The sequence below is a fragment of the Pseudomonas xanthosomatis genome (genome assembly GCF_019139835.1).
Classification (GTDB): domain Bacteria; phylum Pseudomonadota; class Gammaproteobacteria; order Pseudomonadales; family Pseudomonadaceae; genus Aquipseudomonas; species Aquipseudomonas fakonensis.
Map to the genome: position 1 here is coordinate 4,782,068 of NZ_CP077075.1, position 26,918 is coordinate 4,808,985.

Here is a 26,918-nt window from a genome sequence, read left to right on the forward strand (position 1 = left end):
CCTGATGAAACATGAAGTCATCGAGAAAAACGTCGGCCTGCTGGCCCTGCTGATGGTGTTCGCCGTCAGCATCGGCGGCCTCACACAAATCGTCCCGCTGTTCTTCCAGGACGTCACCAACAAGCCGGTCGAGGGCATGAAGCCCTACACCGCGCTGCAACTCGAAGGCCGCGACATCTACATTCGCGAAGGTTGCGTTGGCTGCCACTCGCAGATGATCCGCCCGTTCCGCGCCGAAACCGAACGCTACGGCCACTACTCGGTGGCCGGCGAAAGCGTGTGGGACCACCCGTTCCTGTGGGGCTCCAAGCGCACCGGCCCGGACCTGGCCCGCGTAGGTGGGCGCTACTCCGATGACTGGCACCGCGCGCACCTGTACAACCCGCGCAACGTGGTGCCTGAGTCGAAGATGCCGTCCTACCCGTGGCTGGTGGCCGCACAGGTGGACAACAGCCACACCGACGTGAAGATGCGCACCCTGCGCACCCTCGGCGTGCCCTACACCGACGACGACATCAACGGTGCCCGCGACGCGGTCAAGGGCAAGACCGAGATGGACGCCCTGGTGGCCTACCTGCAGGTGCTCGGCACCGCGATCAAGAACAAGAGGTGAGTGCGATGGAAATGGACATCGGCATGATCCGCGGCCTGGGTACCCTGGTGGTGATGATCGCCTTCATCGGCCTGTCGCTCTGGGTCTTCAACCGTCGCCGCGACCGTGATTTCGCCGAAGCGCGCCTGCTGCCCTTCGTCGACGACCGCCTGCCCCCGAGCGGGCAGGAACCTGTCATGACTGCCGTAGTGAGGAGTAACGGGCAATGACCACCTTCTGGAGTACCTATATCAGCGTACTGACCATCGGTAGCCTGATCGGCCTCACCTGGCTGCTGCTCGGCACCCGCAAGGGCCAGGGCAACACCACCGACCAGACCATGGGCCACAGCTTCGACGGCATCGAGGAGTACGACAACCCGCTGCCCAAGTGGTGGTTCTGGCTGTTCGTCGGCACCTTGGTGTTTGCCGTGGGCTACCTGATCCTCTACCCGGGCCTGGGCAACTGGAAAGGCATCCTGCCGGGCTACGAGAACGGCTGGACCGGCGTCAACGAATGGCAGAAGGAAATGGACAAGGCCGACGCCAAGTTCGGCCCGATCTTCGCCAAGTACGCCGCCATGCCGGTGGAGGAAGTGGCCAAGGACCCGCAGGCACTGAAGATGGGCAGCCGGCTGTTCGCCTCCAACTGCTCGGTGTGCCACGGCTCCGACGCCAAGGGCGCCTACGGCTTCCCCAACCTGACCGACAAGGACTGGCGCTGGGGCGGCGAGCCGGACACCATCAAGGCCTCGATCATGAACGGCCGCCACGGCGTGATGCCCGGCTGGGCCACGGTGATCGGCGAGCAGGGTGTGGCCGATGTGGCGGCGTTCGTGCTCACAGGCCTGGATGGCCGCAGCCTGCCGGCAGACGCCAAGGCCGACCCGGCCAAAGGCAAGGAGATCTTCGCCAGCAACTGCGTGGCCTGCCACGGCCCCGAAGGCAAGGGCACCCCGGCCATGGGCGCGCCCAACCTGACCCACCCGCAGGCGTTCATCTACGGTTCGAGCTTTGCCCAGTTGCAGCAGACCATCCGCTACGGCCGCCAGGGCCAGATGCCGGCCCAGGCCGACATCCAGGGCAACGACAAGGTGCACCTGCTGGCGGCGTATGTGTACAGCCTGTCGCAGGATCAGATGCCTGAGTCGGTAACCGCCAAATAACAACACCCTGTGTGCGGGCTTGCCCTGCGATGGCGTCGCCGATCAGAGCGCTATCGCGGGGCGAGTCGGCTTGAATCACCCGACCTTTGGCCGGGTGCAAGCCAATGCGCTGGCCGCCGCAGCCTCACTACGCCTCGCCGGACCAGTACCAGAAGGTCGCGCCCCAAGGGGAACCCTTGAACTCCGGCATGACCTCGCCAGCATTGAAGAACCTACGGGCGTTCTTCTGTGCCGGGCTGAACCAATAGCCGGTGTCGGTACAGGTCTCCCCTGCCGCAATTGTTTTCGGGCTCTGCGCGGTCGGCTCTTCCTCATCAAAGCGTTCGTACCAACGCAGCGAGCGTTCCTCGTCATAGCCATTGCCATACTCGGAGTACGATTGCAGCGTATCCGGGTCTGACGCACGCAACGGCTTCAATACACGGTTAACAGCAACATAACTCTTGGGCATTTCCGTTGCTGAGCCGAGCTCAGGCAGGGCACCGGCCCTGACGATCAACCCGCCGCCGTACTCGAGACAATGGATGCCTCCTTGAGAGGACAGCTTGCGGCGTACCGAGTCCAGGCCGCCCAGACGCTCTAGCAGCGTTCGGCTCACGATGGTGAACCAGTTGACGCCCTTGATAGACCCTATCAGCCTCAGCGAATGAGCCATGGCCAAGGTATCGACCTCTAACCCCGGATACTTTTGCGAAAGCTCATATTCGACAGGCATGTACTTATCGAAATCATACGGCAACAAAGTGGAAAGACCGCCATAGCCGTGCTCGGCATCAACTTGCTCGCTGAGGTACTGCACCCATGTCTGGAAACGCTCGACGCCGCCAGGTGTATCCAACATCGACCATGGGACTGTCATTTTCATATACGATCTAACGTGATCACCATTCGACTCGCGAGTATTGAGCACCGTCAAATCGTATGTACTAGCTTCGTAAACGGAACCTGCACTGTTCACTGCAAGCTCAAATCGATTCGACCCACTAGTGATTTCCCCCAAGGCGAGCCCCATTGCCTGCGGGGTGTATTTTTTATACCGTTTGTACATAATGCCGCGCAAAACGCCACCAAACTCTTCCGAAAACTTTCTAAAACAAGCCGCTATACTTTCCTTCACCGCCGGTACGTAGCCATTTCGAAAATACAGCGTAACAACCACACCCAACCTGACTACCGGAACGCCTTCAAAAGAGTCGAACTCAAGATTGCCGAGTTCTTGTTTGATTTTTTCAATACCGCTCATTTTCACTCCCTGGATTGTTCAGGGTAGCCTTCGAGGGAGGACACCTTGCTTCCATAACATACGCGGCAGCCTGCCGGGTTGTGAGCGATAACCCTGCTGAATGCCTTGCTTGACTAAACAATGAAATGCCGGGGCTGGAGGCAGAGGAGAATCTTCACCGCGACGCAGTCACCTGCCTCATTACTCCTCGCCAGACCAGTACCAGAAGGTCGCCCCCCAAGGGGAACCCTTGAACTCCGGCATGACCTCGCCTGCGTTGAAGAACCGGCGGGAGTTCTCCTGCGCCGGGCTGAACCAATACCCGGTATCGGTACAGGTATCACCTGCCGCAATTTTTGTTGGGCTCTGCGCAGCCGGTTCTTCCTGGTCGAAGCGTGCGTACCATCGCAGCGAGCGTTCCTCGTCATAGCCATTGCCATACTCGGAGTACGATTGCAGCGCATACGGGTCTGACGCACGCAACGGCTTCAAGATGCTGTTGGCAGCAACGTACAGCTTGGGCATTTCCGTTACTGAGCCAAGCTCAGGCAGGTCACCGGCCCTGACGATCAACCCGCCACCGTACTCGAAACAGTGGATGCCTCCTTGAGATGACAGCTTGCGGCGTACCGAATCCGGGCCTCCCAGGCGCTCAAGCAGTGTTTTCCCCAAGACAGTGAACCAATTGACCCCTTTAATCGATCCAATGAGGTTCAGCGAAAAGGCCATGGCCAGGGTATCGACCTCTAACCCCGGATATTTTTGCGAAAGCTCATATTCGACCGGCATGTATCTATCGAAGTCAAAAGGCAACAAAGTGGAAAGACCGCCATAGCCGTGCTCGGCATCCATTTGCTCGCTGAGGTACAGCACCCATGCCTGGAACCGTTCGACGCCATCAAGCGTGCCCAACTCCTCCCAAGGCACGGTCATCTTAATGTAAGATCGTAGAGAATCGCCGCGCTCTTCACGGGTATTGAGCACCGCCAAACTGTACACACCAACATCATAGGCGGAGGAAGCGCTACTCAAATGCAATGCAAATCTGCTCGGCTTCTCTGTAATCGCGCTCAAAGCGCTCTCCAGTGACTTACGGGTATATTTTTTATATCGCTTAAAATACATACCCCGAAGAGAACCCTTAAACTCTTCAGAAAATCTCTTAAAGCAACCCGCTATGCGCTCTATGACCTCAGGAATATAGCCATTCCGAAAGTACAGCGTGACGACCACGCCCAACCTGACTACCGGAACACCTTCAGAAGAGTCGAACTCGAGATTATCGAGTTCTTGTTTGATTTTCTCAATATTGTTCATTTTCATATCCATCAAGCATTCGCACCAACAAGTGCCGCAGGCGCACTCAGAATAGGCACAAGTTTCGTCCAGAACAAATGAGCCATCCGAACCAAAAACGCAAGAGCAACTATAAGAGATGCTGGAATAGCAGCAACAAAAGCAACCACCGTCGATGCATTCGCGACGATAACCACCAAGGCAACGCCCCCGGCGATTATCCCCAGCCACTGCACCCAAGTAATCTCCTTCAACATCTCAAGGGATAGATCCGTGTATTTCTGCACCTCCTTCCACATCTCTCGCACCTGCTCATCTGTCCATCGCATCACTTCTCCCGTGCTCTCACTCACCCACTCCCAGGCTTTCCCGGCCTCCTGGCGGATCCACTCACCTTTCTGCGTCAGCCAGGCACTGACGTCCTCGAAATACTGCCTTACCTCTTGAGACAAGGCCTCGATTGCGTTTTTTCCGTCCTCACGCAAACCCTCCACCACTTCTTGTGCAAGCGTCCAAGCTTCAAGATAAGCGGGTTTCGCTGTCGGCGCAGGACCATAAACGGGTACTGGTGTCGGTGCCTCCTTCGGCCGTTCGACGGGGAATAGCCATTTCCGGGGGTCCGACGCTAGCGTCGGATTGGTCTGAGCATTATATTCACGGTCCTTTTCGCGCTCTCCGTTATCTCGGCAGTCGGTCACTTCCAGCACCGAAAATTTTTTCGGTCCACCCGCAATCTCGATATAGTCCGAACGCTGCTCAGGTCCTAGTTCATCACCCGGAAACTTTACCTCGACGATACGCTCCAGATTATCCGGATGCACAACACCCTGATGATCCGGACCCGCTTGCCCCGGCCACCTGACACTCTTGTCCTTCACAATTGTGATATCAGGCCGCCTTAATTTCCCTCCAAGGAACCCTTTCGGAAAAGGCGTCAATGAATGCCGTCGCCCTGGATCCTGCGCGCCTAAAGAGGAACTCAGAAACGGCCTGGGCGGCTCAAATCTCATATCAAAGCTCACTTCAGCCTTGTAGTCCCAATTAAAGCCAAAACGGTACTCATCCGCCCTGATCAAGCCGCTCATGACAATTTGCTTTAGCTCAATGGAATATTCATCCCCACTCTTACTGCCCCGTATGCCCAGCCTTGGAAACTTGATGGCAAACTCGGCCTTTTCCATCAAATACTTTTTATTTCCGGGAGAAGGCAGCGGGGCTTCCTTCACCGTACCCTCGATACTTGTAGTGGTACAACCCTGCGGCAGTTCTGGCAATCGTGGCGAAACCATGCGTCATCCCTCTGACTAGATATCTTTGTGGTCCATGTTCAATTCCTGCGGCGCAGCTTCACCCGCCCGGAACAATTGCTCTACCGGCTGAGGCTTAAGTTGCTGCGTCAGCAAATTCAGATCCGCCGGCCCCTCTGTCACGACCTGGAAGGTGTACCCCTTGTCATCGCTGTACCCCGCCAACCGCGTCCCGTCGGGTTGTACGAGCACGTAGGCCGCCCCCACCAGAGGCTCACCGGTTTTCTCGTCAAGCAACTGATAACGCGCACGGTGCTTCTGGAGGGCCTCAGGCACCTTGCCCGCCAACGCCGTGGCCGCTGCCCCCGGCAACAACGGCGGCAGAATGCCGATGCCACTGCCACTGCCCGGCGAGCCGCCAGCATTGAGCAGCACCTGCGCCCCCATCACCGTCACCCCGCCGGCATCGAGGGTGATAAAGCTGCCGCCACCGCTCAGGCTGATCTGCATGCCGGCGTCGATCACCACTTTGTCGCCGGCCTTGATGTGCACTTCCCGGCCGGCTTCCACCAGTTGCGCGGTGCCGATTTTTACGTGCTGGTTGTTGCCCACGGTCAGGTGGTCGTCCACCTTGATCTCGGTCTTGCGGTCGCCCACTGTGGTGCGGTGCTCTTCGGACTGGAACTTGCTGTAGCTGTTGGCTACCACCAGGTCATGGCGCTCGTTGCCGACGTGGATCTTCTGATCGTTCTGGATGTTCTGGTCCCAGTCGCGCTGGGCGTGCACGAAGATCTGCTCCTGGCCTTTCTTGTCCTCGATGCGCAGTTCGTTGAAACCACCGCCGCCGGGGCTGCTCAGGGTCTTGAAGGTGCTGCGGGTCTTGTGCATCGGCAGCTCGTAAGGCACCGGGTTGACGGCGTGGTACAGGCAGCCGCTGACCAGCGGCTGGTCGGGGTCGCCTTCGAGGAAAGTCACCAGCACTTCCATGCCCACCCGCGGGATGGCCACGCCGCCATAGCGCTCGCCGGCCCAGCTGGACGATACCCGCAGCCAGCAACTGGTGGTTTCGTCGCCCTTGCCTTCACGGTCCCAGAAGAACTGCACCTTCACCCGGCCATATTCGTCGCAGTAAATCTCCTCGCCCTTGGGGCCGGTGACCACGGCGCTCTGGCTGCCCAGTACCTGGGGTTTCGGGTGTTTGAGCTGGGGGCGGTAGAACACGTCCCATGGCGTTGCGAAGAAGCGGTTGCGGTAGCCCTGGTGGAAGTCGTCCTTGTCGTCGGTGGTGTCGCTGGTCACCGACTCTTCCAGCACCTGCGGCTGCTTGCCTTCGTGGTGCACCTCGGTCAGCAGCCACAGGTCGTTCCACTCCACACGCGGGTGCTCGGACAACTCCATGAAGTGGCCGCTGACCAGCCGGGTCACGTCACCGCGGCCTTCGGCCAGGCGGTAGTCGGCGCGGTGGCGCTCCAGGGCGCGCTGGCTCAGTTGCTTGCCGCGGGCGCGGTCGGTGAAGCCGGCCGGGTAGTCGTAGTCTTCCAGGTCCGGCTCGTCGATGGTCGGCTGGTCGGGCTTGTAGGCGGCCTCCATCAAAAGGCGCGGCTTCTCGAAGTCGTAGTCACGCCGGCTGACGCGGCTGGTGCGGGTTTCAAAGCGCACGTTGAAACGCTTGATCACCGGCTCGTCGGCGACCATGCCGGTGTCCTGCACGTAGGCAGCCGGCTGGCCGAGCTTGGGGAAGAACGCCTGGTCGTCGCCGAACACCAGCAGGTGGCCATCGCGGCTGTGCTCGAAGTGGTAGTGCAGGCCCTCCTCTTCGCACAGGCGCTGCACGAAGTGCAGGTCGGACTCGTCGTACTGCACGCAGTATTCGCGCACCGGGCACGGTGTGCCGAGGCTGAAGCGGTAGGCGTCGCTCTGCAGGCCGTGTTCTTCGAAAATCTTGGCGATGATCTGCGGCGCGGTCAGTTGCTGGAAGATGCGCTGGTTGGTGCGATGCGCCAGGTAGGCCAGGTGCGGTACCAGCACCAGCCGGTAGCGGTGCAGGCGCTTGCCCGAGTCGCCCTGGGCGACCTGGTACACCTGGGCGTGGATGCCGTTGCCGTCCGGGTCGTAGGCGAGAAATGCCTGCTTGTGCAGCAGGCTTTCCAGGTCAATGTCGGGGCGCTCGCTGACCAGCTCCACCTCGAAGCGGTACGGCTGGCTGATGGCTTCAAAGCCTTCGAACGAGAGCACCTGGAAGTCGACATCGATCTCGTCGAAGGCCAGCGTGAAGTTGGCCTTGAGGCCTGAATGCAACATGGCGGCGGTTCCCTGTGCCCGAATTGGACGGGAACCGTAGCAGTTGAGGGGGTGGCATTTGCTGGGTCAAATGCTGTTAAGGAATGCTCCTACGTAGCACAAGGAGCATTCCTACTTGGCGTCACGTTCAGCAACACACCATGGCGACCTCATTGATACGGACGAGCCTCTCCCCCCTGCGCGCTCCAGGCCCTCCCTTGCACCCCCTCCGAACGCAACTAAGCTTGTTGCCTCAGTGGCTTCGCTCTGTGAAGAGCGCAGCAGACGTGGCGCACAGCCTGACGCCGCGCGTTAAAAAAGATTGACCGTTCGATCAGAAAAAGGCGAAAAACGGTACACATTACAAAGATTTATTTGTGTACAATCGTTCAGCCCAATCACCCCGGGACGGTGGTGCAGAGGGCCTGGACACGGGTCGGCGCAAGTCTCCTTGCGTTGCCATAACCCTGGTGGTTATAGAAACTGGCGCCGATTTCAACCAACAAGAATGACCCAAAACCGTGGAACCTTAGCATGAGCACAGCAATCAGCCCGACTGCTTATAACTATAAGGTCGTCCGCCAGTTCGCCATCATGACGGTGGTCTGGGGGATCCTTGGCATGGGGCTCGGCGTCTTCATCGCCTCGCAACTGGTCTGGCCCCAGCTCAACCTGGACCTGCCATGGACGAGCTTTGGCCGCCTGCGCCCGCTGCACACCAACCTGGTGATCTTCGCCTTCGGCGGCTGCGCCCTGTTCGGCACCAGCTACTACGTGGTGCAGCGCACCTGCCAGACCCGCCTGATCTCCGACAGCATGGCCGCCTTCACCTTCTGGGGCTGGCAGGCGGTAATCGTCGGCGCGCTGATCACCCTGCCGATGGGCTACACCACCACCAAGGAATACGCCGAGCTCGAGTGGCCGCTAGCGATCCTGCTGGCCATCGTCTGGGTCACCTACGGGCTGGTGTTCTTCGGCACCATCGTCAAGCGCAAGACCAAGCACATCTATGTCGGCAACTGGTTCTACGGCGCCTTCATCGTGGTTACCGCGATGCTGCACATCGTCAACCACATCTCGCTGCCGGTGAGCCTGTTCAAGTCGTACTCGGCCTACGCCGGCGCCACCGACGCGATGATCCAGTGGTGGTACGGGCACAACGCGGTGGGCTTTTTCCTCACCACGGGTTTTTTGGGGATGATGTACTACTTCGTGCCCAAGCAGGCCGAGCGGCCGATCTACTCGTACCGGCTGTCGATCGTGCACTTCTGGGCGCTGATCACCCTGTACATCTGGGCCGGCCCGCACCATTTGCACTACACCGCCCTGCCCGACTGGGCGCAGTCTCTGGGCATGGTGATGTCGATCATCCTGCTGGCGCCAAGCTGGGGCGGCATGATCAACGGCATGATGACCCTGTCGGGGGCCTGGCATAAGCTGCGCACCGACCCGATCCTGCGCTTTTTGGTGGTGTCGCTGGCGTTCTACGGCATGTCCACCTTCGAAGGCCCGATGATGGCCATCAAGACCGTCAACTCGCTGTCGCACTACACCGACTGGACCATCGGCCACGTACACGCCGGCGCCCTCGGCTGGGTGGCGATGATCTCCATCGGCGCGGTGTACCACATGATCCCGAAACTCTACGGCCGCGAGCAGATGCACAGCGTCGGCCTGATCAACGCGCACTTCTGGCTGGCCACCATCGGCACCGTGCTGTACATCGCCTCGATGTGGGTCAACGGCATCACCCAGGGCCTGATGTGGCGCGCCATCAACGACGACGGCACCCTCACCTACTCGTTCGTCGAAGCGCTGCAAGCCAGCCACCCGGGCTACATCGTCCGCGCCCTGGGCGGTGCGTTCTTCGCCTCGGGCATGCTGCTGATGGCCTACAACGTGTTCCGCACCGTTCGCGCGGCCAACCCGGTACAGGCTGAGGAAGCCGCCAAGATCGTCGTCGTGGGAGCGCACTGATGAAGCATGAAGCCGTCGAGAAGAACATTGGCCTGCTGGCCTTCTTCATGGTCATCGCTGTCAGCATCGGTGGCCTTACGCAAATCGTCCCGCTGTTTTTCCAGGACGTCACCAACAAGCCGGTCGAAGGCATGAAGCCGCGCACCGCGCTGGAAGTCGAAGGCCGCGATATCTATATCCGCGAAGGTTGCGTGGGCTGCCACTCGCAGATGATCCGCCCGTTCCGCGCCGAAACCGAACGCTACGGCCACTACTCGGTGGCCGGTGAAAGCGTCTGGGACCACCCGTTCCTGTGGGGCTCCAAGCGCACCGGCCCGGACCTGGCCCGCGTAGGTGGCCGCTACTCCGACGACTGGCACCGCGCGCACCTGTACAACCCGCGCAACGTGGTGCCTGAGTCGAAGATGCCGTCCTACCCGTGGCTGGTCGAGAACAAGCTCGACGGCAAGGACACCGCCAAGAAGCTCGAAGTGCTGCGCACCCTCGGTACCCCTTACACCGACGAAGACATCGCCGGTGCCCGCGACGCGGTCAAGGGCAAGACCGAGATGGACGCCCTGGTGGCGTACCTGCAAGGCCTTGGCACCATCATCAAGAGCAAACGGTGACGCTGATGGATATCGGGATGATTCGCGGCCTGGGCACCGTGGTGGTGCTGGTGGCTTTCGTGGGCCTGGCGCTGTGGGTGTTCAGCCCGCGGCGCAAGCAGGACTTCGATGAAGCGACGCAATTGCCGTTCGCGGACGACCCCGAGGCCATCCGCCACGTCGAGCAAGCGAAAAACGCTTCTGGGAGCAAACAACAATGACAACCTTCTGGAGTCTGTACGTCACCGTACTCACCCTGGGCACCATCTTCTCGCTGACCTGGCTGCTGCTGTCGACCCGCAAGGGCCAGCGCGAGGAGATCACCGACGAGACCGTGGGCCACGCCTTCGACGGCATCGAGGAGTACGACAACCCGCTGCCCAAATGGTGGTTCTGGCTGTTCGTCGGCACCATCGTGTTCGCCCTGGGCTACCTGGTGCTGTACCCGGGCCTGGGCAACTGGAAAGGCGTGCTGCCGGGCTACGCGTACCTGGACAACGACAAGCAGACCGAGTTTTCCAACGGCCAGGCCGGCTGGACCGGCGTGCACGAGTGGGAAAAGGAGATGGCAAAGGCCGACGCCCGCTTCGGGCCGATCTTCGCCAAGTTCGCCGCCATGCCCCTTGAAGAGGTGGCCAAGGACCCGCAGGCACTGAAGATGGGGGCGCGGCTGTTCGCCTCCAACTGCTCGGTATGCCACGGCTCCGACGCCAAGGGTGCCTACGGCTTCCCCAACCTCACCGACAACGACTGGCGTTGGGGCGGCGAGCCGGAAACCATCAAGACCACCATCATGGGCGGGCGCCACGGGGTGATGCCGGCCTGGGGCACGGTGATCGGCGAGCAGGGCGTGGCTGACGTGGCGGCCTTCGTGCTGAGCAACCTGGACGGGCGCAAGCTGCCCGAAGACGCCAAGGCCGACCCGGTCAAGGGCCAGCAGATCTTCGCCACCAACTGCGTGGCCTGTCACGGTCCCGAAGGCAAGGGCACCCCGGCGATGGGCGCACCCAACCTGACCCACCCGCAGGCGTTCATCTACGGCTCGAGCTTCGCCCAGCTGCAACAGACCATCCGCTATGGCCGTCAGGGCCAGATGCCGGCGCAGGAGCAACTGCAGGGCAACGACAAGGTGCACCTGCTGGCGGCTTATGTGTACAGCCTGTCGCATCAGGAAGCGGCTGCGCAGAAAACGGAGTAAGCAGGCATAGCCTCTTCGCGGGCAAGCCCGCTCCCACAGGTGCTGCGCAACCCTTGAGCGAGCAGTGAACTTGTGGGAGCGGGCTTGCCCGCGAAGAAGCCGGTACAGGCAACTCATTTCCCGCTGCTCCATGACCTGGATCAATTGACACCCGCCATATCACGTTTATCCAAGCCGCCCAACGCGACTAAGTGTCGCAGCAAGGCCCCGGCGCGCCATCACAGGCGTATCATGGGCCGCAGAGCGCCGTAAGAGCGCGCCAGACCGCGGCCAAGCACGGGTCGCGGCGTTTCTCCACTGCCGTGGGACTTGATGATGAGCAAGCAAATACCGGTACATGACGTCACCCCGCCTGCCAGCAAAGGGAAGGATTCCGTCGACCTCTACGCCTCGCGCGAAAAAATCTACACCCGCGCCTTCACCGGCCTGTTCCGCCGCCTGCGCATGGTCGGCGGTGCTGCGCTGTTCTTGCTGTACTTCGGCACCGTGTGGCTGAACTGGGGCGGCCGCCAGGCCGTGTGGTGGGACCTGCCCGAGCGCAAGTTCTACATCTTCGGCGCCACCATCTGGCCGCAGGACTTCATTCTGCTGTCGGGCATATTGATCGTCGCCGCCTTCGGCCTGTTCTTCATCACCGTGTATGCCGGGCGCGTATGGTGCGGCTACACCTGCCCGCAAAGCGTGTGGACCTGGGTGTTCATGTGGTGCGAGAAGGTCACCGAGGGTGACCGCAACCAGCGCATGAAGCTGGACAAGGCGCCGATGAGCGCCAACAAGTTTTTGCGCAAGCTGGCCAAGCACAGCCTGTGGCTGCTGATCGGCCTGGTCACCGGCCTGACCTTCGTCGGCTACTTTGCCCCGGTGCGCGAGCTGGTCATCGAATTCTTCACCGGGCAAGCCGACGGCTGGGCCTACTTCTGGATCGGCTTCTTCACCCTGGCCACCTACGGCAATGCCGGCTGGCTGCGCGAGCAGGTATGCGTGTACATGTGCCCCTATGCGCGCTTCCAGAGCGTGATGTTCGACAAGGACACCCTGATCGTCAGCTACGACCCGCGCCGCGGCGAAACCCGCGGCCCGCGTAAAAAGGACGCAGACTACAAGGCCCAGGGCCTGGGCGACTGCATCGACTGCACCATGTGCGTGCAGGTGTGCCCCACCGGCATCGACATCCGCGACGGCCTGCAGGTCGAGTGCATCGGCTGCGCCGCGTGCATCGATGCGTGCGACGCGATCATGGACAAGATGAACTACCCCAAGGGCCTGATCAGCTACACCACCGAGCACAACCTGTCCGGGCAGAAGACCCACATGCTGCGCCCGCGCCTGATCGGCTACGCCATGGTGCTGCTGGTGATGATCGGCGCCCTGGCCACCGCCTTCGCCACCCGTTCGCTGGTAGGCTTCGATGTGGCCAAGGACCGCGTGCTGTACCGCGAGAACGCCCAGGGCCGGATCGAGAACGTGTACAGCCTGAAAGTGATGAACAAGGACCAGCGCGACCACGTGTATGTGCTGGACGCCACCGGCGTGCCCGACCTGCAACTGACCGGCCAGCGCGAGATCCGCGTGGCCGCCGGCGACATCGTCAGCCTGCCGGTGCAGCTGTCGGTGGCCCCGGAAAAACTGCCCTCGACCACCAACGAAATCATCTTCACCCTGAAGGACGCCGACGACAGCGGCCAACAGGTCGAAGCCAAGAGCCGCTTCATCGGCCCACAGATCCGCTGAGAGAGACCACGCACCATGCCTGCCGCTACCGCCACCAGCCCCTGGTACAAGCACCTCTGGCCCTGGATCATCATCGGCATCCTGACCACCTCGGTGTGCCTGAGCCTGACCATGGTCAGCATTGCCGTGCGCAACCCCGACAACCTGGTCAACGACAACTATTACGAGGCCGGCAAGGGCATCAACCGCTCGCTGGACCGCGAGCTGCTGGCCCAGACTCTCAACCTCAAGGCCAGCATTCACCTGGACGAACTGACCGGCGAAGTGGACGTGCGCCTGAGCGGCAACAGCAACCCGCAAACCCTGGAACTGAACCTGATTTCCCCCACCCAGCCGGACCGCGACCGCAAGGTGCAACTGGCCCGCAGCGAGCCTGGCCGCTATGTAGGCCAGCTGGACGACAAGGTCGAGGGGCGGCGCTTCGTCGAGCTGCTGGGCAGCCAGGATGAGCATGTGTGGCGCCTGTTCGAAGAAGAGAAGGTCGAGCATGGGGTGGCCTTGCAGTTGGGGGATGAGGCATTGCAAGGTGCCGAGCACCAGCAGTAGCCGCACCGCCGCCCCCTGTGGGAGCGGGCTTGCCCGCGAAGGCGTCTGGCCTGCAATCTTCATTGCCGGAACCATCGCATTCGCGGGCAAGCCCGCTCCCACAGGGTCCGCACCAGCCAGTAGATAATCTTATGACCCACCCCACCCCCTGCTACCACTGCGCTCTGCCCGTCCCCGCCGGCAGCCGCTTCACCGCCGTGGTCCTTGGCCAGCCACGGGCGTTCTGCTGCCCGGGCTGCCAGGCGGTGGCCGAGTCCATCGTCGCCGGGGGGCTGGAGCATTACTACCAGCACCGCAGCGACAGCAGCGCCAACCCCGAGGCCCTGCCCAAACAGTTGCAGGACGAACTGGCGCTGTATGACCGCGACGACGTGCAACGCAACTTCGTACGCCACGAGGGCGAGCTGGCCGAAGCCACCCTGCTGGTCGAGGGCATCAGCTGTGCAGCCTGTGGCTGGCTGATCGAGAAGCACCTGCGCAACCTTGCAGGGGTCAACGAAGCGCGCCTGAACCTGTCCAACCACCGCCTGCTGGTCAGCTGGGCCGACGACCAGTTGCCGCTGTCGAGCCTGCTGGCCGAGCTGCGCCACATCGGCTACGCCGCCCACCCCTACCAGCCCGACCAGGCTGCTGAACACCTGGCCGCCGAAAACCGCAGCGCCCTGCGCCGCCTGGGGGTGGCCGGGCTGCTGTGGTTCCAGGCGATGATGGCGACCATGGCTACCTGGCCTGAATTCAACATCGACCTGTCGCCCGAGATGCACACCATCCTGCGCTGGGTCGCACTGTTTCTGACAATCCCCATCGTGTTCTACAGCTGCGCGCCGTTTTTCAAGGGCGCCGCCCGCGACCTGCGCACCCGCCACCTGACCATGGACGTATCGGTGTCGCTGGCCATCGCCCTGGCCTTCGGCGCCGGTATCTGGACCGCCATCACCGGCAGCGGCGAGCTGTACTTCGACACCGTGGGCATGTTCGCGCTGTTTCTGCTCACCGGCCGCTACCTGGAGCGCCGCGCCCGCGAGCGCACCGCGACGGCCACCGCGCAACTGGTCAACCTGCTGCCGGCCTCGTGCCTGCGCCTGGGCGCCGATGGCCAGGCCGAACGCATTCTGCTGGGCGAGCTGCGCTGCGGCGACCGCGTGCAGGTGCTGCCGGGGGCGGTGATCCCGGCTGACGGCTGCATCGTCGCCGGGCGCTCCAGCGTCGATGAGTCGCTGCTGACCGGTGAGTACCTGCCGCAACCCCGGCGCAGCGGCGACCGGGTCACCGGCGGTACGCTGAATGTCGAAAGCACCCTGACCGTCGAGGTTCAGGCCCTGGGCCAGGACTCGCGTTTGTCGGCCATCGTGCGCCTGCTCGAGCGCGCCCAGTCGGAAAAACCCCGCCTGGCCGAAATCGCCGACCGTGCCTCGCAATGGTTCTTGCTGTTCAGCCTGGTGGCGGCGGCGGTGATCGGTTTGGTGTGGTGGCAGCTGGATGCGGGGCGGGCGTTCTGGATTGTCCTGGCCATGCTGGTGGCCACCTGCCCCTGCGCCCTGTCGCTGGCCACCCCCACCGCGCTGACCGCAGCCACCGGCACCCTGCACAAGCTTGGCCTGCTGGTGACCCGTGGCCATGTGCTCGAAGGCCTGAACCAGATCGACACGGTAATCTTCGACAAGACCGGTACGCTCACCGAAGGCCGCCTGGCCCTGCGCAGCATCCGCCCGCTGGGCCGGCTTGACGCCGACCAGTGCCTGGCCCTGGCTGCGGCACTGGAGAACAGCTCCGAGCACCCCATCGCCCGCGCCTTTGGCCGCGCCGCACAGGCCGCCGAAGCGGTCAACGCAGTGCCCGGCCTAGGCCTGGAAGGCGAGGTGGACGGCCAGCGCCTGCGCATCGGCCAAGCCACTTTCGTTTGCGCCCTGAGCGGCGCCGAAGTGCCCGCCGTACTCGAACCACGCGGCCAATGGCTGCTGCTGGGCGACCGCCAAGGCCCGCTGGCCTGGTTCGGCCTGGACGACCGCGTGCGTGACGACGCCGCAGACCTTGTGGCCGCCTGCAAGGCCCGCGGCTGGCAAACCCTGCTGTTGTCTGGCGACAGCTCGCCGATGGTCGCCGAGGTGGCCGCGCAACTGGGCATCGACCAGGCCGTTGGCGGCCTGCGCCCGGACGACAAGCTCAGCCGCCTGAAGCAATTGCAGGGCGAAGGGCGCAAGGTGTTGATGCTCGGTGACGGGGTCAACGACGTGCCGGTGCTGGCCGCCGCCGACATCAGCATCGCCATGGGCAGCGCCACGGACCTTGCCAAAACCAGCGCCGACGCCGTGCTGCTGTCGAACAACCTGCAGGCGCTGGTGCAGGCCTTCGCCCTGGCCCGCCGCACGCGCCGCAACATTGTCCAGAACCTGCTGTGGGCGAGCCTGTACAATGGCCTGATGCTGCCGTTCGCCGCACTGGGCTGGGTGACCCCGGTCTGGGCGGCAGTCGGCATGTCGGTCAGTTCGCTGATCGTGGTGCTCAACGCCCTGCGCCTGACCCGCCAGGGCAGCGTTGCCAGCCCTGCCACCTGCGCGTCGCCCACGCCTGGAAGGAAGACCCTATGCCCGCCCTCTACGTGATGATCCCCGCCGCCCTGCTGCTGGTTGGCGTGGCCGTGTACATCTTCTTCTGGGCGGTGGACAGCGGCCAGTACGACGACCTGGAAAGCCCAGCCCACAGCATCCTGTTCGACGACCAGGACCCACGCCACCAGGCCGCAGTAAAACCTGAAGACGAAAAGCCCGACGACAAGGACCCTGCCCCGCGTGCCTGACCTGCTCCCCCTGCTGGGCTCGGCCCTGGTGCTTGGCCTGCTCGGCGGTGGCCATTGCCTGGGGATGTGCGGCGGCCTGATGGGCGCCCTGACCCTGGCTATCCCCCCCGAGCAGCGCGGCCGCCGCTTGCGCCTGCTGATTGCCTACAACCTCGGGCGTATCTTGAGCTACGCCACTGCCGGGCTGCTGCTGGGGCTGGCTGGCGTCGCCGTGGCCAGCAGCCCGCTGGCCATCGGGCTGCGGGTGGTGGCGGCGCTGCTGCTGATTGCCATGGGGCTGTACCTGGCCGGCTGGTGGAGCGGCCTGACCCGCATCGAGGCGCTCGGGCGCGGTTTATGGCGCCATGTACAGCCCGTGGCGACGCGGCTGCTGCCGGTGTCCAGCCTGCCCCGGGCGCTGCTGCTGGGGGCGCTGTGGGGCTGGCTGCCGTGCGGGCTGGTGTATAGCACCCTGTTGTGGGCAGCCAGCCAGGGCGATGCGCTGCACAGCGCGGCGCTGATGCTGGCGTTCGGCGTAGGCACCTGGCCGGTGCTGCTGGCCACCGGGCTTGCGGCGCAGCAGGTTGGCGCGCTGCTGCGCAACCGCGGGGTGCGCATGGCCGGCGGAGTGATGGTGATGTTGTTCGGGGTGTGGACATTACCCGGGCCGCATCAGCATTGGTTGATGGGGCATTGAACGAATCGCGGGGCAAGCCAGCTCCCACGGGTACAAACGCGCAATCCTGTGGAAGCGGGCTTGCCCCGCGATCGGCAGGCCAGCTTGATGCAAATCAACATGCCCTCCCCGGCTCCGCCCTAGACTCCGGACACTGCAGCTTTATCCGGGGACTACCCACATGCTCGACGACCTACGCTGGGACGCCGACCTGATCCGTCGCTACGATCTGGCCGGGCCCCGTTACACCTCCTACCCGACCGCGGTGCAACTGCATGGCGAAGTGGGCTCGTTCGACCTGCTCCACGCCCTGCGTGAAAGCCGCCGGGCCACGCGCCCGCTGTCGCTGTACGTGCACGTGCCGTTCTGCGCCAACATCTGCTACTACTGCGCCTGCAACAAGGTCATCACCAAGGACCGTGGCCGCGCCACGCCTTACCTGCAGCGCCTGGAGCAGGAAATCCAGCTGCTCGCCTGCCACCTCGACCCCAAGCAGCGCGTCGAGCAGTTGCACTTTGGCGGCGGCACGCCGACCTTTTTAAGCCATGTGGAGCTGCGCCAGTTGATGGCCAGCCTGCGCCAGCACTTCAACCTGCTGGACGACGACTCCGGCGACTACGGCATCGAGCTCGACCCGCGCGAAGCCGACTGGTCGACCATGGGCCTGCTGCGCGAACTGGGGTTCAACCGCGTCAGCCTGGGCGTGCAGGACCTCGACCCGGCCGTGCAACGCGCGGTCAACCGCCTGCAAAGCCTGGAACAGACCCGCGCCCTGACCGAAGCCGCGCGCACCTTGCAGTTCCGCTCGGTGAACCTCGACCTGATCTACGGCCTGCCCCGGCAGACTCCGGAAGGCTTCGCCCGCACCGTCGAAGAAGTCATCCGCCTGCAACCGGACCGCCTTTCGGTGTTCAACTACGCGCATTTGCCCGAGCGCTTCATGCCACAGCGGCGTATCGACGAAAGCGAGCTGCCCAGCCCTGCGGCCAAGCTCGAGATGCTGCAGGCCACCATCGAGCAACTGACCGGCGCCGGCTACCGCTATATCGGCATGGACCACTTCGCCCTGCCCGACGACGAGTTGGCCATCGCCCAGGAAGAAGGCACCCTGCAGCGCAACTTCCAGGGCTATACCACCCACGGCCACTGCGACCTGATCGGCCTGGGGGTGTCGGCCATCAGCCAGATCGGCGACCTGTACTGCCAGAACAGCAGCGACCTCAACACCTACCAGGACGCGCTGTCCAGCGCCCAGCTGGCGACCCAGCGCGGCCTGTTGTGCAACCAGGACGACCGCCTGCGCCGGGCGGTGATCCAGCAACTGATCTGCCACTTCGAGCTGGATTTCGAGGCCATCGAGCGGCAGTTCCTGATCGATTTTCGCGGCTACTTCAACGAACAGTGGCCCGAGCTTCAGGCCATGCAGCGCGACGGCCTGATCAGCCTCGACGCCAAGGGCATCCGCGTGCTGCCGGCCGGCAGGCTGCTGGTGCGCTCGGTGTGCATGGTGTTCGACGCTTATCTTGCCCAGCACAACCGCCAGCGTTTTTCCCGGGTGATATAGCGGTAATTGAGGCGTTTCACCGCATGGACAGCGCGCCTTGCCAGGCACACTATGGACAGTGGAAGGCCCCGGCACACCCTTGCCAGGGCCGCCACCAGCACGCACCAAAAATGCGCACGCTGGCCTACTACCCTAGCCGTGGGTTACCCTTACGGCTTATGTGTGCTTTACCACAAGGATTAAAGCTATGCCCGAGCCAGTCAAACTGCGCCCCCACAACCAGGCCCATTGCAAGGATTGCAGCCTGGCCCCCCTGTGCCTGCCTTTGTCCCTCAACCTCGAGGACATGGACGCACTGGATGAAATCGTCAAACGCGGGCGCCCACTCAAAAAAGGCGAGTTCCTGTTCCGCCAAGGTGACAATTTCGGCTCGGTCTACGCAGTACGCTCCGGCGCCCTGAAAACCTTCAGCCTGAGCGACGCCGGCGAAGAACAGATCACCGGCTTCCACCTGCCCAGCGAGCTGGTCGGCCTGTCGGGCATGGACACCGAGGCCTATCCGGTGTCGGCTCAAGCGCAGGAAACCACCTCGGTGTGCGAGATCCCGTTCGAGCGCCTCGACGAGCTGTCGGTGCAATTGCCACAGCTGCGCCGCCAACTGATGCGGGTGATGAGCCGCGAGATCCGCGACGACCAGCAAATGATGCTGCTGCTGTCGAAAAAGACCGCCGACGAGCGCATCGCCACCTTCCTGGTCAACCTGTCGGCACGCTTCCGCGCCCGCGGTTATTCGGCCAACCAGTTCCGCCTGAGCATGTCGCGCAACGAGATCGGTAACTACCTGGGCCTGGCGGTGGAAACCGTGTCCCGCGTGTTCACCCGCTTCCAGCAGAACGGCCTGCTCAAGGCCGAGGGTAAAGAGGTGCACATCCTCGACCCGATCCAGCTGTGCGCGCTGGCCGGCGGCGCAATGGAATCCTGACCCGGGCGTTAACAGGGTATACTGGCGCCTTGGTTTTTCAGGATACCCGCCCCATGCACAGCGACACCTTCGACCTCAAAGCCCTGATTCGCCCGGTAGTGGACTTCCCCAAGCCGGGCGTCATCTTCCGCGACATCACCCCGCTGTTCCAGTCGCCGCGCGGGCTGCGCTATGTTGCCGACCAGTTCATCGAGCGCTATGTCGAGGCCGAGTTCAGCCACATCGGTGCCATGGACGCGCGGGGCTTTTTGATCGGATCGATCATCGCCCACCAGTTGAACAAGCCACTGATCCTGTTCCGCAAGCAGGGCAAGCTGCCGGCCGATGTGTTGAGCGAGGGTTACCAGACCGAGTACGGCGAAGCCTTCCTCGAAGTGCACGCCGACAGCCTGTGCGAAGGCGATTCGGTGTTGATTTTCGATGATTTGATCGCCACCGGCGGCACCCTGCTGGCGGCGGCCAACCTGGTGCGCCGCACCGGCGCGCAGGTGTTCGAGGCGGCGGCGATCATCGACCTGCCCGAGCTTGAAGGTTCGCGCCGGTTGCAGGCGGCAGGTGTGCCGACCTTCTGCCTGACCGAGTTTTCGTTGAGCGAGTACTAAGTCCGGCCAGAAAACCATCGCGGCACAAGGCCGCTCCTACAGAGGGTCGTGTAGCCCTGTAGGAGCGGCCTTGTGCCGCGAAGGGCCGCAAAGCGGCCCCCTTCATATCAAAGCGAAATCGGCTTGCGCCCGGCAAACGCGTGGGCCAGCGTACCGCCATCCACCAGCTCCAGCTCCCCGCCCAACGGCACGCCATGGGCAATGCGCGTGGCTGCCAGCCCCTTCTCGGCCAGCAGCTGGGCGATGTAATGGGCCGTCGCCTCCCCTTCCACCGTCGGGTTGGTGGCCAGGATCACTTCATTGAAAGTGCCCTGCTCGTCGATACGCGCCATCAGCTGCGGAATGCCGATGGCATCCGGCCCCAGCCCGTCGAGCGGCGACAAATGCCCCTTGAGCACGAAGTAGCGCCCGCGGTAGCCGGTCTGCTCCACCGCATACACATCCATCGGCCCCTCCACCACGCACAGCTGGGTATCGTCGCGGCGCGTGTCGGCGCATTGCGGGCACAGCTCCTGCTCGGTGAGGGTGCGGCACTGACGGCAGTGGCCAACCCCTTCCATGGCCTGGCTCAGGGCCTGGGCCAGGCGCGTGCCGCCGCTGCGGTCGCGCTCCAGCAGTTGCAGGGCCATGCGCTGGGCGGTTTTCTGGCCGACACCGGGCAAGATGCGCAGGGCGTCGATCAGTTGGCGGATGAGGGGGCTGAAGCTCATGGGAAAGGCCTGATAAATCGGTAAGAGGCGGTTTATACCGACGTGGGGCAGTAGCGTCAAATTTGCCATGACACCGATAGCATTACCGACGCTGTACTTGGACTGCCCCCAAGAAGTTGGACAAAAAATCCAACCCTTGGGGGACCTATGAGCAAATACACAGAGCAGTTCAAGCTCACAGCCATCTCAGCGTACCTGGATGGCAATAATGGCTTCCGCAAGGTGGCCCAGCTTTTCGGTGTCGACTACAGCTTGCTACGCCGGTGGGTTTCAAGCCATCAGAGCAAGTTCAGCCTTTCTCCGCGCTCTAACGGGCAGCGCTATGACGACGACTTCAAGCGGCAGGTGCTGAGCTTTATGCACGAGCATCGTCTTTCCATGCGTCAAACCGCAGCGCATTTTGGCCTCGCCCAATCGTCGCAGATAGGCAATTGGCAGCGGCAGTACTACAGTGGTGGCCTTGTAGCTCCTGTAGACCGCCAGAAAAAGCCGATCAAAGTGCCGAAGAAGATCAAACCAGCAAAACCCACAGATACCGACGACTCGCAAAAGCCCCGAGACCAGCTGTTGGCGGAGCTCGAATACCTGCGGATGGAGAATGCTGTCTTAAAGGAGCTCAAGGCTTTGCGGGAGGAAAAGGAACGAATACCAGGCAAAAAGTCCTGATCGCTTCCAAGCTCAAGCCTAGGTTCCCTTTGCCTGATCTGCTGCGGCTGATCGGGCTGGCTCGCAGCACCTTTTACTATCAGGTGCAGAGCCAGCAGAAGCCGGACAAGCATGCCGAGCTAAAAGAGAAGATTCAGCAGGTCTATCACAAAGAGAAAGGGCGCTACGGCTATCGACGCGTTGCACTCGTGATCAGGAAAGGTGGGGTGCTGGTCAACAAGAAGGTCATCGAGAAGCTGATGGTTACCCTGGGTCTGAAATCACTGGTGCGGCCCAAAAAATATAAGTCGTACCGAGGTACTGTTGGCAAGATAGCGACGAATCTGCTGGAGCGAAATTTCGTCGCCCAGCGTCCTAACCAGAAATGGGTGAGTGACGTAACCGAGTTCAAGGTGGCTCAACAGAAGCTCTACCTTTCGCCAGTGATGGATTTGTACAACGGGGAAATCATCGCCTACGAGACGGCTACTCGCCCTCAGTACAGCCTGGTTGGAAACATGCTCGACAAGGCGCTCAAGACCTTGGGAGAGAAGCCCAGGCTAGTGCTCCACACCGACCAGGGGTGGCAGTACCAGCAGGCTCAGTATCGCCACACGCTCCGCAGTCGCGGCGTGAAACAGAGCATGTCTCGCAAAGGCAATTGCCTGGACAATGCAGCTATGGAAAGCTTCTTCGGCACGCTCAAGTCAGAGTTTTTCTACCTCAAGCGTTTCGAGAGTATTGATGAATTGAAAGCGGGCTTGGATGAGTACATTCACTACTACAACCATGACCGCATCAAGCTAAGGCTTAATGGCCTGAGCCCTGTCGATTACAGGACCCAGGCGGCAGCTTAAAACTGTCCAACTTTTGGGGGGCAGTCCATACTTGTGGGAGCAACTGTCTTGCTCGATTTCTAAATGCTGGCGTCCACCCTGTGGGAGCGGCTTTAGCCGCGAACACCGGCAACGCCGGTGCCATCCACCGCGTCGTCTGTTTCGCGGCTAAAGCCCCACAGGTACAGCGCCAGATTCAGGATCTGTGCAATCCTGTGGGAAGCGGCCTTGTGTCGCGATTGGGCCGCACAGCGGCCCCAGAATATCGGCATCCTGCAAAATCGCCGGGGCTGCTGCGCAGCCCTATCGCGACACAAGGCCGCTTCCCACAAGAATCGAGTCGGCTTTTAAAAATTGAGCAAGACACTTGCTCCCACAGGGAATGGAGCACGCGTTCAAAATGAGTTGTACGCCTGTATACGCACAAAAAAACCGCCGGTGGTTACCCATCGGCGGCTTTTTGAACAGACCGGATGCCTTAGAACGGCATCTTGAAGCCTGGCGGCAGTTGCATGCCGGCGGTCATGCCGCCCATTTTCTCCTGGCTGCTCTGCTCGATCTTGCGCACGGCGTCGTTCAGCGCGGCGGCGATCAGGTCTTCCAGCACTTCCTTGTCGTCTTCTTCAGTCGACATCAGGCTCTGGTCGATGCTCACGCGCTTGACGTCGTGGCGGCCGGTCATCACCACGCTCACCAGGCCACCACCGGACTGGCCGGTGACTTCGGCGTTGGCCAGCTCTTCCTGCATCTTCTGCATCTTTTCCTGCATTTGCTGGGCCTGCTTCATCAGGCCGGCCATGCCACCTTTCATCATGGGGAAGTACCTCGATCTGGGTCATGTAATACAGCCGGGCACAAGGCCGGCTGCATGGTTATCCGTTATTGGCCCTGGCTGGCCAGGGCGTCTACAGGCTCAATAGTATCCTGCCTCACCGTCGCGCCGAACTGCTTGATCATCTGCTGGATGAGCGGGTCTTGCTCGATCGACAGCACGGCGTCGTTCTGGCGCTCGGCGCGCTTGCGAGCGGCGGCCTGGGCCGGGGTTTCCTGCTCGGGGCGGATCAGCTCGATCTTCAGGCGGATCTCGCGGCCCAACTGCTGGTTGAGCGCATCGTTGAGCCGGCGCTGCTGCGTCGAGTTGAACAGCGCGCCCTGGCCCGGGTCCAGATGCAGCAGCCAGTCGTCACCGTCGGCGGCGATCAGCGTACAGTTCGCGGCGATGTTGCCTGTCATACCCGAGACAGGCAACTGCGGGAATAATTCCAGCCATTGCAGGGCCAGGCCTGTAGCCGGCTTGGACGCCGGCAGCGGCTCGGGGGCCTTGGCGGGCGCTTCTTCCTGCACGTGCTCGGCCAGCTCGTCGAGGTAGCTGAAGCCGGCCGGGTCGACGTCGGGGGCGTAGTAGTCTTCGTCTGCCGGCGGTTCGTCGTCGCGGTCCATGCCTGCCGGGTTATAAGCAGACGGATCGAACGGCGGCTCGTCGTAGTCGGGCTGGCTGAAAGCTGGCGCGGGCGCAGGCTCGGGCTCGGCGACTGGCGGCGGCGCGACCGGCTCGGGTTCCAGCTGGGCAGTGGCAACAGGCTCTTCCCAAGGCAGGTCGATCACCTCTTCCACGGGAGCAGGCTCGGGCTCTGGTTCCGGCTGGGGCTCGGGCACTGCTGATTGCGGTTCAGGCTCAACAACAGGGGCTGGCTCAGGCTCAGGCTCAGGCTCAACAAGCGGCTGCAGCGGCTCGCTGGCGACCGGGGCTGGAGCCGGCACAGGCGCTGCAACGGGCGCCGCCGGGGCAACGGTAGCCACCGCGGCCACCGGTGTTGCCGGATCAGCTGTGGCCGGGCTGATCCCCACTGGCTTTAGCACCGGCCGTGGTGCGTCGTCGCTGTCGGCCGGGCGGAACGCCAGCATGCGCAGCAGCACCATCTCGAAACCGCCACGCGGGTCTGGCGCCAGGGGCAGGTCGCGCCGGCCGATCAGGCCCATCTGGTAGTAGAACTGCACGTCTTCTGCCGGCAACGCCTGGGCCAGCGCCAGCACGCGCTCGCGGTCGCCCTGGCCGTTGTCGACCGCCTCAGGCAGCGCCTGGGCAATGGCCACGCGGTGCAGCACGTTGAGCATCTCAGACAGTACGCCGTTCCAGTCCGGGCCCTGCTCGGCCAGGTCACGTACCGCCTGCAGCAGCGCCCGGGCATCGCCTTCAAGCAGTGCCTGCAGCACGCCGTACACCTGGCCGTGGTCGAGGGTGCCGAGCATCGCCCGCACATCGGCGGCCAACACCTTGCCTTCACCAAAGGCGATGGCCTGATCGGTAAGGCTCATGGCGTCGCGCATCGAGCCGTCGGCTGCGCGGCCCAGCAGCCACAGGGCATCGTCCTCGAACGGCACGTTCTCGGCGCCGAGCACGTGGCTCAGGTGCTCGACTACCCGCTCCGGGCTCATGTTCTTCAGCGAGAACTGCAGGCAGCGTGACAGGATGGTGGCCGGCAGTTTTTGCGGGTCGGTGGTGGCGAGGATGAACTTGACGTAGGGCGGCGGCTCTTCGAGGGTCTTCAACAAGGCGTTGAAGGAGTGCGTCGAGAGCATGTGCACTTCGTCGATCAGGTAGACCTTGAAGCGCCCGCGGCTCGGGGCGTACTGCACGTTATCGAGCAGCTCGCGGGTGTCTTCGACCTTGGTGCGGCTGGCGGCGTCGATCTCGATCAGGTCGACGAAGCGGCCCTCGTCGATCTCCCGGCACACCGAGCAGGTGCCGCACGGGGTGGAGGTGATGCCGGTTTCGCAGTTCAGGCACTTGGCGATGATACGGGCGATGGTAGTCTTGCCCACGCCACGGGTACCGGTGAACAGGTAGGCGTGGTGCAGGCGCTGGTTGTCCAGGGCGTTGATCAAAGCCTTGAGCACATGGGTCTGGCCGACCATTTCGCGGAACGAGCGCGGGCGCCATTTACGTGCAAGAACCTGATAACTCATCAAAAAACCATCGTGACCGGAGCGGGCGGAAAGAGCGCTAATGCTAGCGGAGCGAGGGGGAAATTGCACCCTGCGGTTCTGGTCTAAGCTCACTGGCAGGCATGGCGCAGGGCTGATCAGGGAGGATGGGGCGTGCGGCGAGTCCTGGCGATGCTGTTGTTATGGGCCACCCACAGCCTGGCCGGGGCGGCAGAGCTGCGTTTTTCCATTGCCGAAAGCTGGAGCATGCCGCTGGTACGCATCGAGCACGAGCAGCCGGTTGAAGGCATCATCTACGACATTATCCAGGCCATCGCCCAGGAAACCGGCATCACCCCGCGCTACCACGTGATGGCCCGGCTGCGTGTGGAGGAGGCCATGCAAAGCGGCGACATCGATGTGCGCTGCTACGTCGCCACACAGTGGCTGACCGACCGCCCTGGCGAATATATCTGGAGCATTCCGCTGATCGAGCAGCGCGACCTGCTGGTCGGCCGCCCCGGCGACACTACCCCTACCTCACCTGAAGCACTGCCAGCCCAGGCCATCGGTACGGTGCTGGGCTACACCTACCCGACGCTTGAGCCGCTGTTCGCCAGCGGCCGGCTGCAGCGTGAAGACAGCCGCAGCCAGTTGCTGGTACTGCGCAAGCTGCAGGCCCAGCGTTACCGGCATGCGGTGAGCAACCAGCTGTCGCTGCAGTGGTACAACCGCCAGTTGCCGCCGGAGCAGCGTTTGCAGGTGCTGGCCGTGCTGCAGGAGCAGGCACTGGGCTGCATGGTGCGCAGTGACCCGGCACTGCCGACCCAGGCGGTGCTGCGGGCGTTGGTGCGGATCAAGCAGTCGGGGGAGATCGAGCGGATTATTCGGCGGTATACCGATGGGCCTGCTGCGCCATCGAGGTAGGGGGTGGTTTGTTGGCGATGGGGGTTGCGGTCGGGATTTCGAGGGGATTGCATCAGGGCTGACAGGTGTTCGCCGGAAGTTCGTGTCAGGGCCGCCAGGTGTTCGCCACAGCCCTTGCAGCGCCTATGAGATCGAGCGCCGCCCGCGCGGCGCATCGCGGGCAAGCCCGCTCCCACATTTGTTTCGGGCCAGTCTGTTCTGTGCCATCACCTGGTCCGCCTTGTTGGTACTACGCGGTTTCAGCGTGGGCGTGGCTGCCGCCCCATATGACTCAAGGCATGCACCAAGGCAGGCGCCGGTACTTGCACAGAAATAACTGGCCCGAAACAAACTGTGGGAGCGGGCTTGCCCGCGATGCGCCGCGCGGGCGGCGCTCGATCTCATAGGCGCTGCAAGGGCTGTGGCGAACACCTGGAGGCCCTGACACGAACTTTCGGCGAACACCTGGCAGCCCTGACACAAACACCTTGAAAGCGCTGACTCGCCCAACCACC

At 62.7% G+C, this 26,918-nt stretch carries 24 protein-coding genes; 17 read left to right on the forward strand and 7 right to left on the reverse strand.

All coding sequences use genetic code 11. The annotated features are described in order from the left end of the window. The first annotated feature begins 4 nt into the window (after positions 1 to 4). Genes ccoO (KSS93_RS21055) through ccoP (KSS93_RS21065) form a run of 3 tightly spaced genes read left to right on the forward strand, consistent with a single transcriptional unit; the run spans position 5 to position 1,757 of the window. On the forward strand, positions 5 to 613 hold the full coding sequence (ccoO, locus tag KSS93_RS21055; RefSeq protein WP_217839527.1) for a cytochrome-c oxidase, cbb3-type subunit II: 609 nt from the start codon (positions 5 to 7) through the stop codon (positions 611 to 613). Between the two features lie 5 nt (positions 614 to 618). Continuing rightward, positions 619 to 822, forward strand: a complete 204-nt coding sequence (locus KSS93_RS21060; RefSeq protein WP_217839528.1) for a cbb3-type cytochrome oxidase subunit 3 — start codon at positions 619 to 621, stop codon at positions 820 to 822. Continuing rightward, positions 819 to 1,757 (forward strand): cytochrome-c oxidase, cbb3-type subunit III, encoded by a 939-nt coding sequence (gene ccoP / locus KSS93_RS21065; RefSeq protein WP_217839529.1) that lies wholly within the window; start codon positions 819 to 821, stop codon positions 1,755 to 1,757. The genes KSS93_RS21060 and ccoP (KSS93_RS21065) overlap by 4 nt, the downstream gene beginning before the upstream one ends. Positions 1,758 to 1,884: 127 nt before the next feature. Here the strand turns inward: ccoP (KSS93_RS21065) and KSS93_RS21070 are convergent, their stop codons facing one another. The 4 genes from KSS93_RS21070 to KSS93_RS21085 all read right to left on the reverse strand — a co-directional run bounded on the left by KSS93_RS21070 (position 1,885) and on the right by KSS93_RS21085 (position 7,823). After that, on the reverse strand, positions 1,885 to 3,000 hold the full coding sequence (locus KSS93_RS21070) for a type VI immunity family protein (RefSeq protein WP_217885823.1): 1,116 nt from the start codon (positions 2,998 to 3,000) through the stop codon (positions 1,885 to 1,887). Between the two features lie 180 nt (positions 3,001 to 3,180). Continuing rightward, positions 3,181 to 4,296 carry a type VI immunity family protein gene (locus tag KSS93_RS21075; protein ID WP_217885824.1) on the reverse strand — a complete coding sequence of 372 codons (1,116 nt, stop codon included), beginning with the start codon at positions 4,294 to 4,296 and terminating at the stop codon, positions 3,181 to 3,183. Between the two features lie 11 nt (positions 4,297 to 4,307). Further along, on the reverse strand, positions 4,308 to 5,564 hold the full coding sequence (locus KSS93_RS21080; protein WP_217885825.1) for a VRR-NUC domain-containing protein: 1,257 nt from the start codon (positions 5,562 to 5,564) through the stop codon (positions 4,308 to 4,310). Between the two features lie 15 nt (positions 5,565 to 5,579). Continuing rightward, positions 5,580 to 7,823 (reverse strand): type VI secretion system Vgr family protein, encoded by a 2,244-nt coding sequence (locus KSS93_RS21085; protein WP_217885826.1) that lies wholly within the window; start codon positions 7,821 to 7,823, stop codon positions 5,580 to 5,582. 513 nt (positions 7,824 to 8,336) lie between these two features. Between KSS93_RS21085 and ccoN the strand changes: the two genes are divergently transcribed. The 12 genes from ccoN to KSS93_RS21145 all read left to right on the forward strand — a co-directional run bounded on the left by ccoN (position 8,337) and on the right by KSS93_RS21145 (position 20,381). Further along, entirely contained in the window at positions 8,337 to 9,779 is a 1,443-nt protein-coding gene (gene ccoN / locus KSS93_RS21090; RefSeq protein ID WP_060508211.1) for a cytochrome-c oxidase, cbb3-type subunit I, read from the forward strand. Next, positions 9,779 to 10,387 (forward strand): cytochrome-c oxidase, cbb3-type subunit II, encoded by a 609-nt coding sequence (ccoO, locus tag KSS93_RS21095; RefSeq protein ID WP_217839536.1) that lies wholly within the window; start codon positions 9,779 to 9,781, stop codon positions 10,385 to 10,387. The genes ccoN and ccoO (KSS93_RS21095) overlap by 1 nt, the downstream gene beginning before the upstream one ends. 5 nt (positions 10,388 to 10,392) lie before the next feature. After that, on the forward strand, positions 10,393 to 10,587 hold the full coding sequence (locus KSS93_RS21100) for a cbb3-type cytochrome oxidase subunit 3 (RefSeq protein WP_217885827.1): 195 nt from the start codon (positions 10,393 to 10,395) through the stop codon (positions 10,585 to 10,587). Then, entirely contained in the window at positions 10,584 to 11,564 is a 981-nt protein-coding gene (gene ccoP / locus KSS93_RS21105; RefSeq protein WP_217885828.1) for a cytochrome-c oxidase, cbb3-type subunit III, read from the forward strand. Before KSS93_RS21100 ends, ccoP (KSS93_RS21105) begins: the two co-directional genes overlap by 4 nt. 315 nt (positions 11,565 to 11,879) lie before the next feature. Further along, positions 11,880 to 13,295 (forward strand): cytochrome c oxidase accessory protein CcoG, encoded by a 1,416-nt coding sequence (gene ccoG / locus KSS93_RS21110; RefSeq protein WP_217885829.1) that lies wholly within the window; start codon positions 11,880 to 11,882, stop codon positions 13,293 to 13,295. A 15-nt stretch (positions 13,296 to 13,310) separates the two neighbouring features. Next, positions 13,311 to 13,841 carry a FixH family protein gene (locus KSS93_RS21115; RefSeq protein ID WP_217885830.1) on the forward strand — a complete coding sequence of 177 codons (531 nt, stop codon included), beginning with the start codon at positions 13,311 to 13,313 and terminating at the stop codon, positions 13,839 to 13,841. 131 nt (positions 13,842 to 13,972) lie between these two features. Next, on the forward strand, positions 13,973 to 16,444 hold the full coding sequence (locus KSS93_RS21120; protein WP_217885831.1) for a heavy metal translocating P-type ATPase: 2,472 nt from the start codon (positions 13,973 to 13,975) through the stop codon (positions 16,442 to 16,444). After that, the gene (gene ccoS, locus KSS93_RS21125) at positions 16,426 to 16,638 is read left to right on the forward strand and encodes a cbb3-type cytochrome oxidase assembly protein CcoS (RefSeq protein WP_217885832.1); all 213 of its coding nucleotides are present in this window, start codon (positions 16,426 to 16,428) and stop codon (positions 16,636 to 16,638) included. Before KSS93_RS21120 ends, ccoS begins: the two co-directional genes overlap by 19 nt. Further along, positions 16,631 to 17,314, forward strand: coding sequence for a sulfite exporter TauE/SafE family protein (locus KSS93_RS21130; RefSeq protein ID WP_217885833.1), 684 nt, complete (start codon positions 16,631 to 16,633; stop codon positions 17,312 to 17,314). Before ccoS ends, KSS93_RS21130 begins: the two co-directional genes overlap by 8 nt. Positions 17,315 to 17,474: 160 nt before the next feature. After that, a complete protein-coding gene (gene hemN / locus KSS93_RS21135) occupies positions 17,475 to 18,857 on the forward strand; it encodes an oxygen-independent coproporphyrinogen III oxidase (RefSeq protein WP_217885834.1) in 1,383 nt (460 codons plus the stop codon). Positions 18,858 to 19,044: 187 nt separating this feature from the next. Next, on the forward strand, positions 19,045 to 19,779 hold the full coding sequence (gene fnrA / locus KSS93_RS21140) for a Crp/Fnr family transcriptional regulator FnrA (protein ID WP_217885835.1): 735 nt from the start codon (positions 19,045 to 19,047) through the stop codon (positions 19,777 to 19,779). Positions 19,780 to 19,832: 53 nt separating this feature from the next. Then, positions 19,833 to 20,381, forward strand: coding sequence for an adenine phosphoribosyltransferase (locus KSS93_RS21145; protein WP_028692867.1), 549 nt, complete (start codon positions 19,833 to 19,835; stop codon positions 20,379 to 20,381). A gap of 107 nt (positions 20,382 to 20,488) precedes the next feature. On the opposite strand, the gene recR is transcribed toward KSS93_RS21145, so the two are convergent. Next, positions 20,489 to 21,091: a recombination mediator RecR gene (gene recR, locus KSS93_RS21150; protein WP_217885836.1), complete on the reverse strand. Its 603-nt coding sequence runs from the start codon at positions 21,089 to 21,091 to the stop codon at positions 20,489 to 20,491. Positions 21,092 to 21,238: 147 nt separating this feature from the next. Here recR and KSS93_RS21155 point away from each other — a divergent pair. Next, positions 21,239 to 22,593, forward strand: a protein-coding gene (locus KSS93_RS21155) for an IS3 family transposase (RefSeq protein WP_217885837.1) whose coding sequence is annotated in 2 segments (ribosomal slippage) — positions 21,239 to 21,709 and positions 21,712 to 22,593 — 1,353 coding nt in all. Because the reading frame shifts where the segments join, the coding sequence is not laid out codon by codon here. A gap of 457 nt (positions 22,594 to 23,050) precedes the next feature. Here KSS93_RS21155 and KSS93_RS21160 read toward each other — a convergent pair. Further along, positions 23,051 to 23,386: a YbaB/EbfC family nucleoid-associated protein gene (locus tag KSS93_RS21160; protein WP_023535908.1), complete on the reverse strand. Its 336-nt coding sequence runs from the start codon at positions 23,384 to 23,386 to the stop codon at positions 23,051 to 23,053. A 65-nt stretch (positions 23,387 to 23,451) separates the two neighbouring features. Further along, positions 23,452 to 25,539: a DNA polymerase III subunit gamma/tau gene (gene dnaX, locus KSS93_RS21165; RefSeq protein WP_217885838.1), complete on the reverse strand. Its 2,088-nt coding sequence runs from the start codon at positions 25,537 to 25,539 to the stop codon at positions 23,452 to 23,454. Between the two features lie 132 nt (positions 25,540 to 25,671). On the opposite strand from dnaX, the gene KSS93_RS21170 reads away from it, so the two are divergent. Continuing rightward, complete coding sequence (locus KSS93_RS21170; RefSeq protein ID WP_217885839.1) at positions 25,672 to 26,424, forward strand: substrate-binding periplasmic protein; 753 nt, start codon at positions 25,672 to 25,674, stop codon at positions 26,422 to 26,424. Positions 26,425 to 26,918: the final 494 nt, after the last annotated feature.

Bases quoted from the DNA above. Each gene is read 5' to 3' on its own strand.
- KSS93_RS21075 (WP_217885824.1), bottom strand. From the start codon at position 4,296: ATGAACAATATTGAGAAAATCAAACAAGAACTCGATAATCTCGAGTTC.
- ccoS (WP_217885832.1), top strand. From the start codon at position 16,426: ATGCCCGCCCTCTACGTGATGATCCCCGCCGCCCTGCTGCTGGTTGGC.
- KSS93_RS21070 (WP_217885823.1), bottom strand. From the start codon at position 3,000: ATGAGCGGTATTGAAAAAATCAAACAAGAACTCGGCAATCTTGAGTTC.
- fnrA (WP_217885835.1), top strand. From the start codon at position 19,045: ATGCCCGAGCCAGTCAAACTGCGCCCCCACAACCAGGCCCATTGCAAG.
- recR (WP_217885836.1), bottom strand. From the start codon at position 21,091: ATGAGCTTCAGCCCCCTCATCCGCCAACTGATCGACGCCCTGCGCATC.
- KSS93_RS21145 (WP_028692867.1), top strand. From the start codon at position 19,833: ATGCACAGCGACACCTTCGACCTCAAAGCCCTGATTCGCCCGGTAGTG.
- ccoO (WP_217839536.1), top strand. From the start codon at position 9,779: ATGAAGCATGAAGCCGTCGAGAAGAACATTGGCCTGCTGGCCTTCTTC.
- KSS93_RS21120 (WP_217885831.1), top strand. From the start codon at position 13,973: ATGACCCACCCCACCCCCTGCTACCACTGCGCTCTGCCCGTCCCCGCC.
- KSS93_RS21060 (WP_217839528.1), top strand. From the start codon at position 619: ATGGAAATGGACATCGGCATGATCCGCGGCCTGGGTACCCTGGTGGTG.
- ccoN (WP_060508211.1), top strand. From the start codon at position 8,337: ATGAGCACAGCAATCAGCCCGACTGCTTATAACTATAAGGTCGTCCGC.
- KSS93_RS21080 (WP_217885825.1), bottom strand. From the start codon at position 5,564: ATGGTTTCGCCACGATTGCCAGAACTGCCGCAGGGTTGTACCACTACA.
- ccoG (WP_217885829.1), top strand. From the start codon at position 11,880: ATGAGCAAGCAAATACCGGTACATGACGTCACCCCGCCTGCCAGCAAA.
- dnaX (WP_217885838.1), bottom strand. From the start codon at position 25,539: ATGAGTTATCAGGTTCTTGCACGTAAATGGCGCCCGCGCTCGTTCCGC.
- KSS93_RS21160 (WP_023535908.1), bottom strand. From the start codon at position 23,386: ATGATGAAAGGTGGCATGGCCGGCCTGATGAAGCAGGCCCAGCAAATG.
- hemN (WP_217885834.1), top strand. From the start codon at position 17,475: ATGCTCGACGACCTACGCTGGGACGCCGACCTGATCCGTCGCTACGAT.
- ccoO (WP_217839527.1), top strand. From the start codon at position 5: ATGAAACATGAAGTCATCGAGAAAAACGTCGGCCTGCTGGCCCTGCTG.
- KSS93_RS21100 (WP_217885827.1), top strand. From the start codon at position 10,393: ATGGATATCGGGATGATTCGCGGCCTGGGCACCGTGGTGGTGCTGGTG.
- KSS93_RS21115 (WP_217885830.1), top strand. From the start codon at position 13,311: ATGCCTGCCGCTACCGCCACCAGCCCCTGGTACAAGCACCTCTGGCCC.
- ccoP (WP_217885828.1), top strand. From the start codon at position 10,584: ATGACAACCTTCTGGAGTCTGTACGTCACCGTACTCACCCTGGGCACC.
- KSS93_RS21085 (WP_217885826.1), bottom strand. From the start codon at position 7,823: ATGTTGCATTCAGGCCTCAAGGCCAACTTCACGCTGGCCTTCGACGAG.
- ccoP (WP_217839529.1), top strand. From the start codon at position 819: ATGACCACCTTCTGGAGTACCTATATCAGCGTACTGACCATCGGTAGC.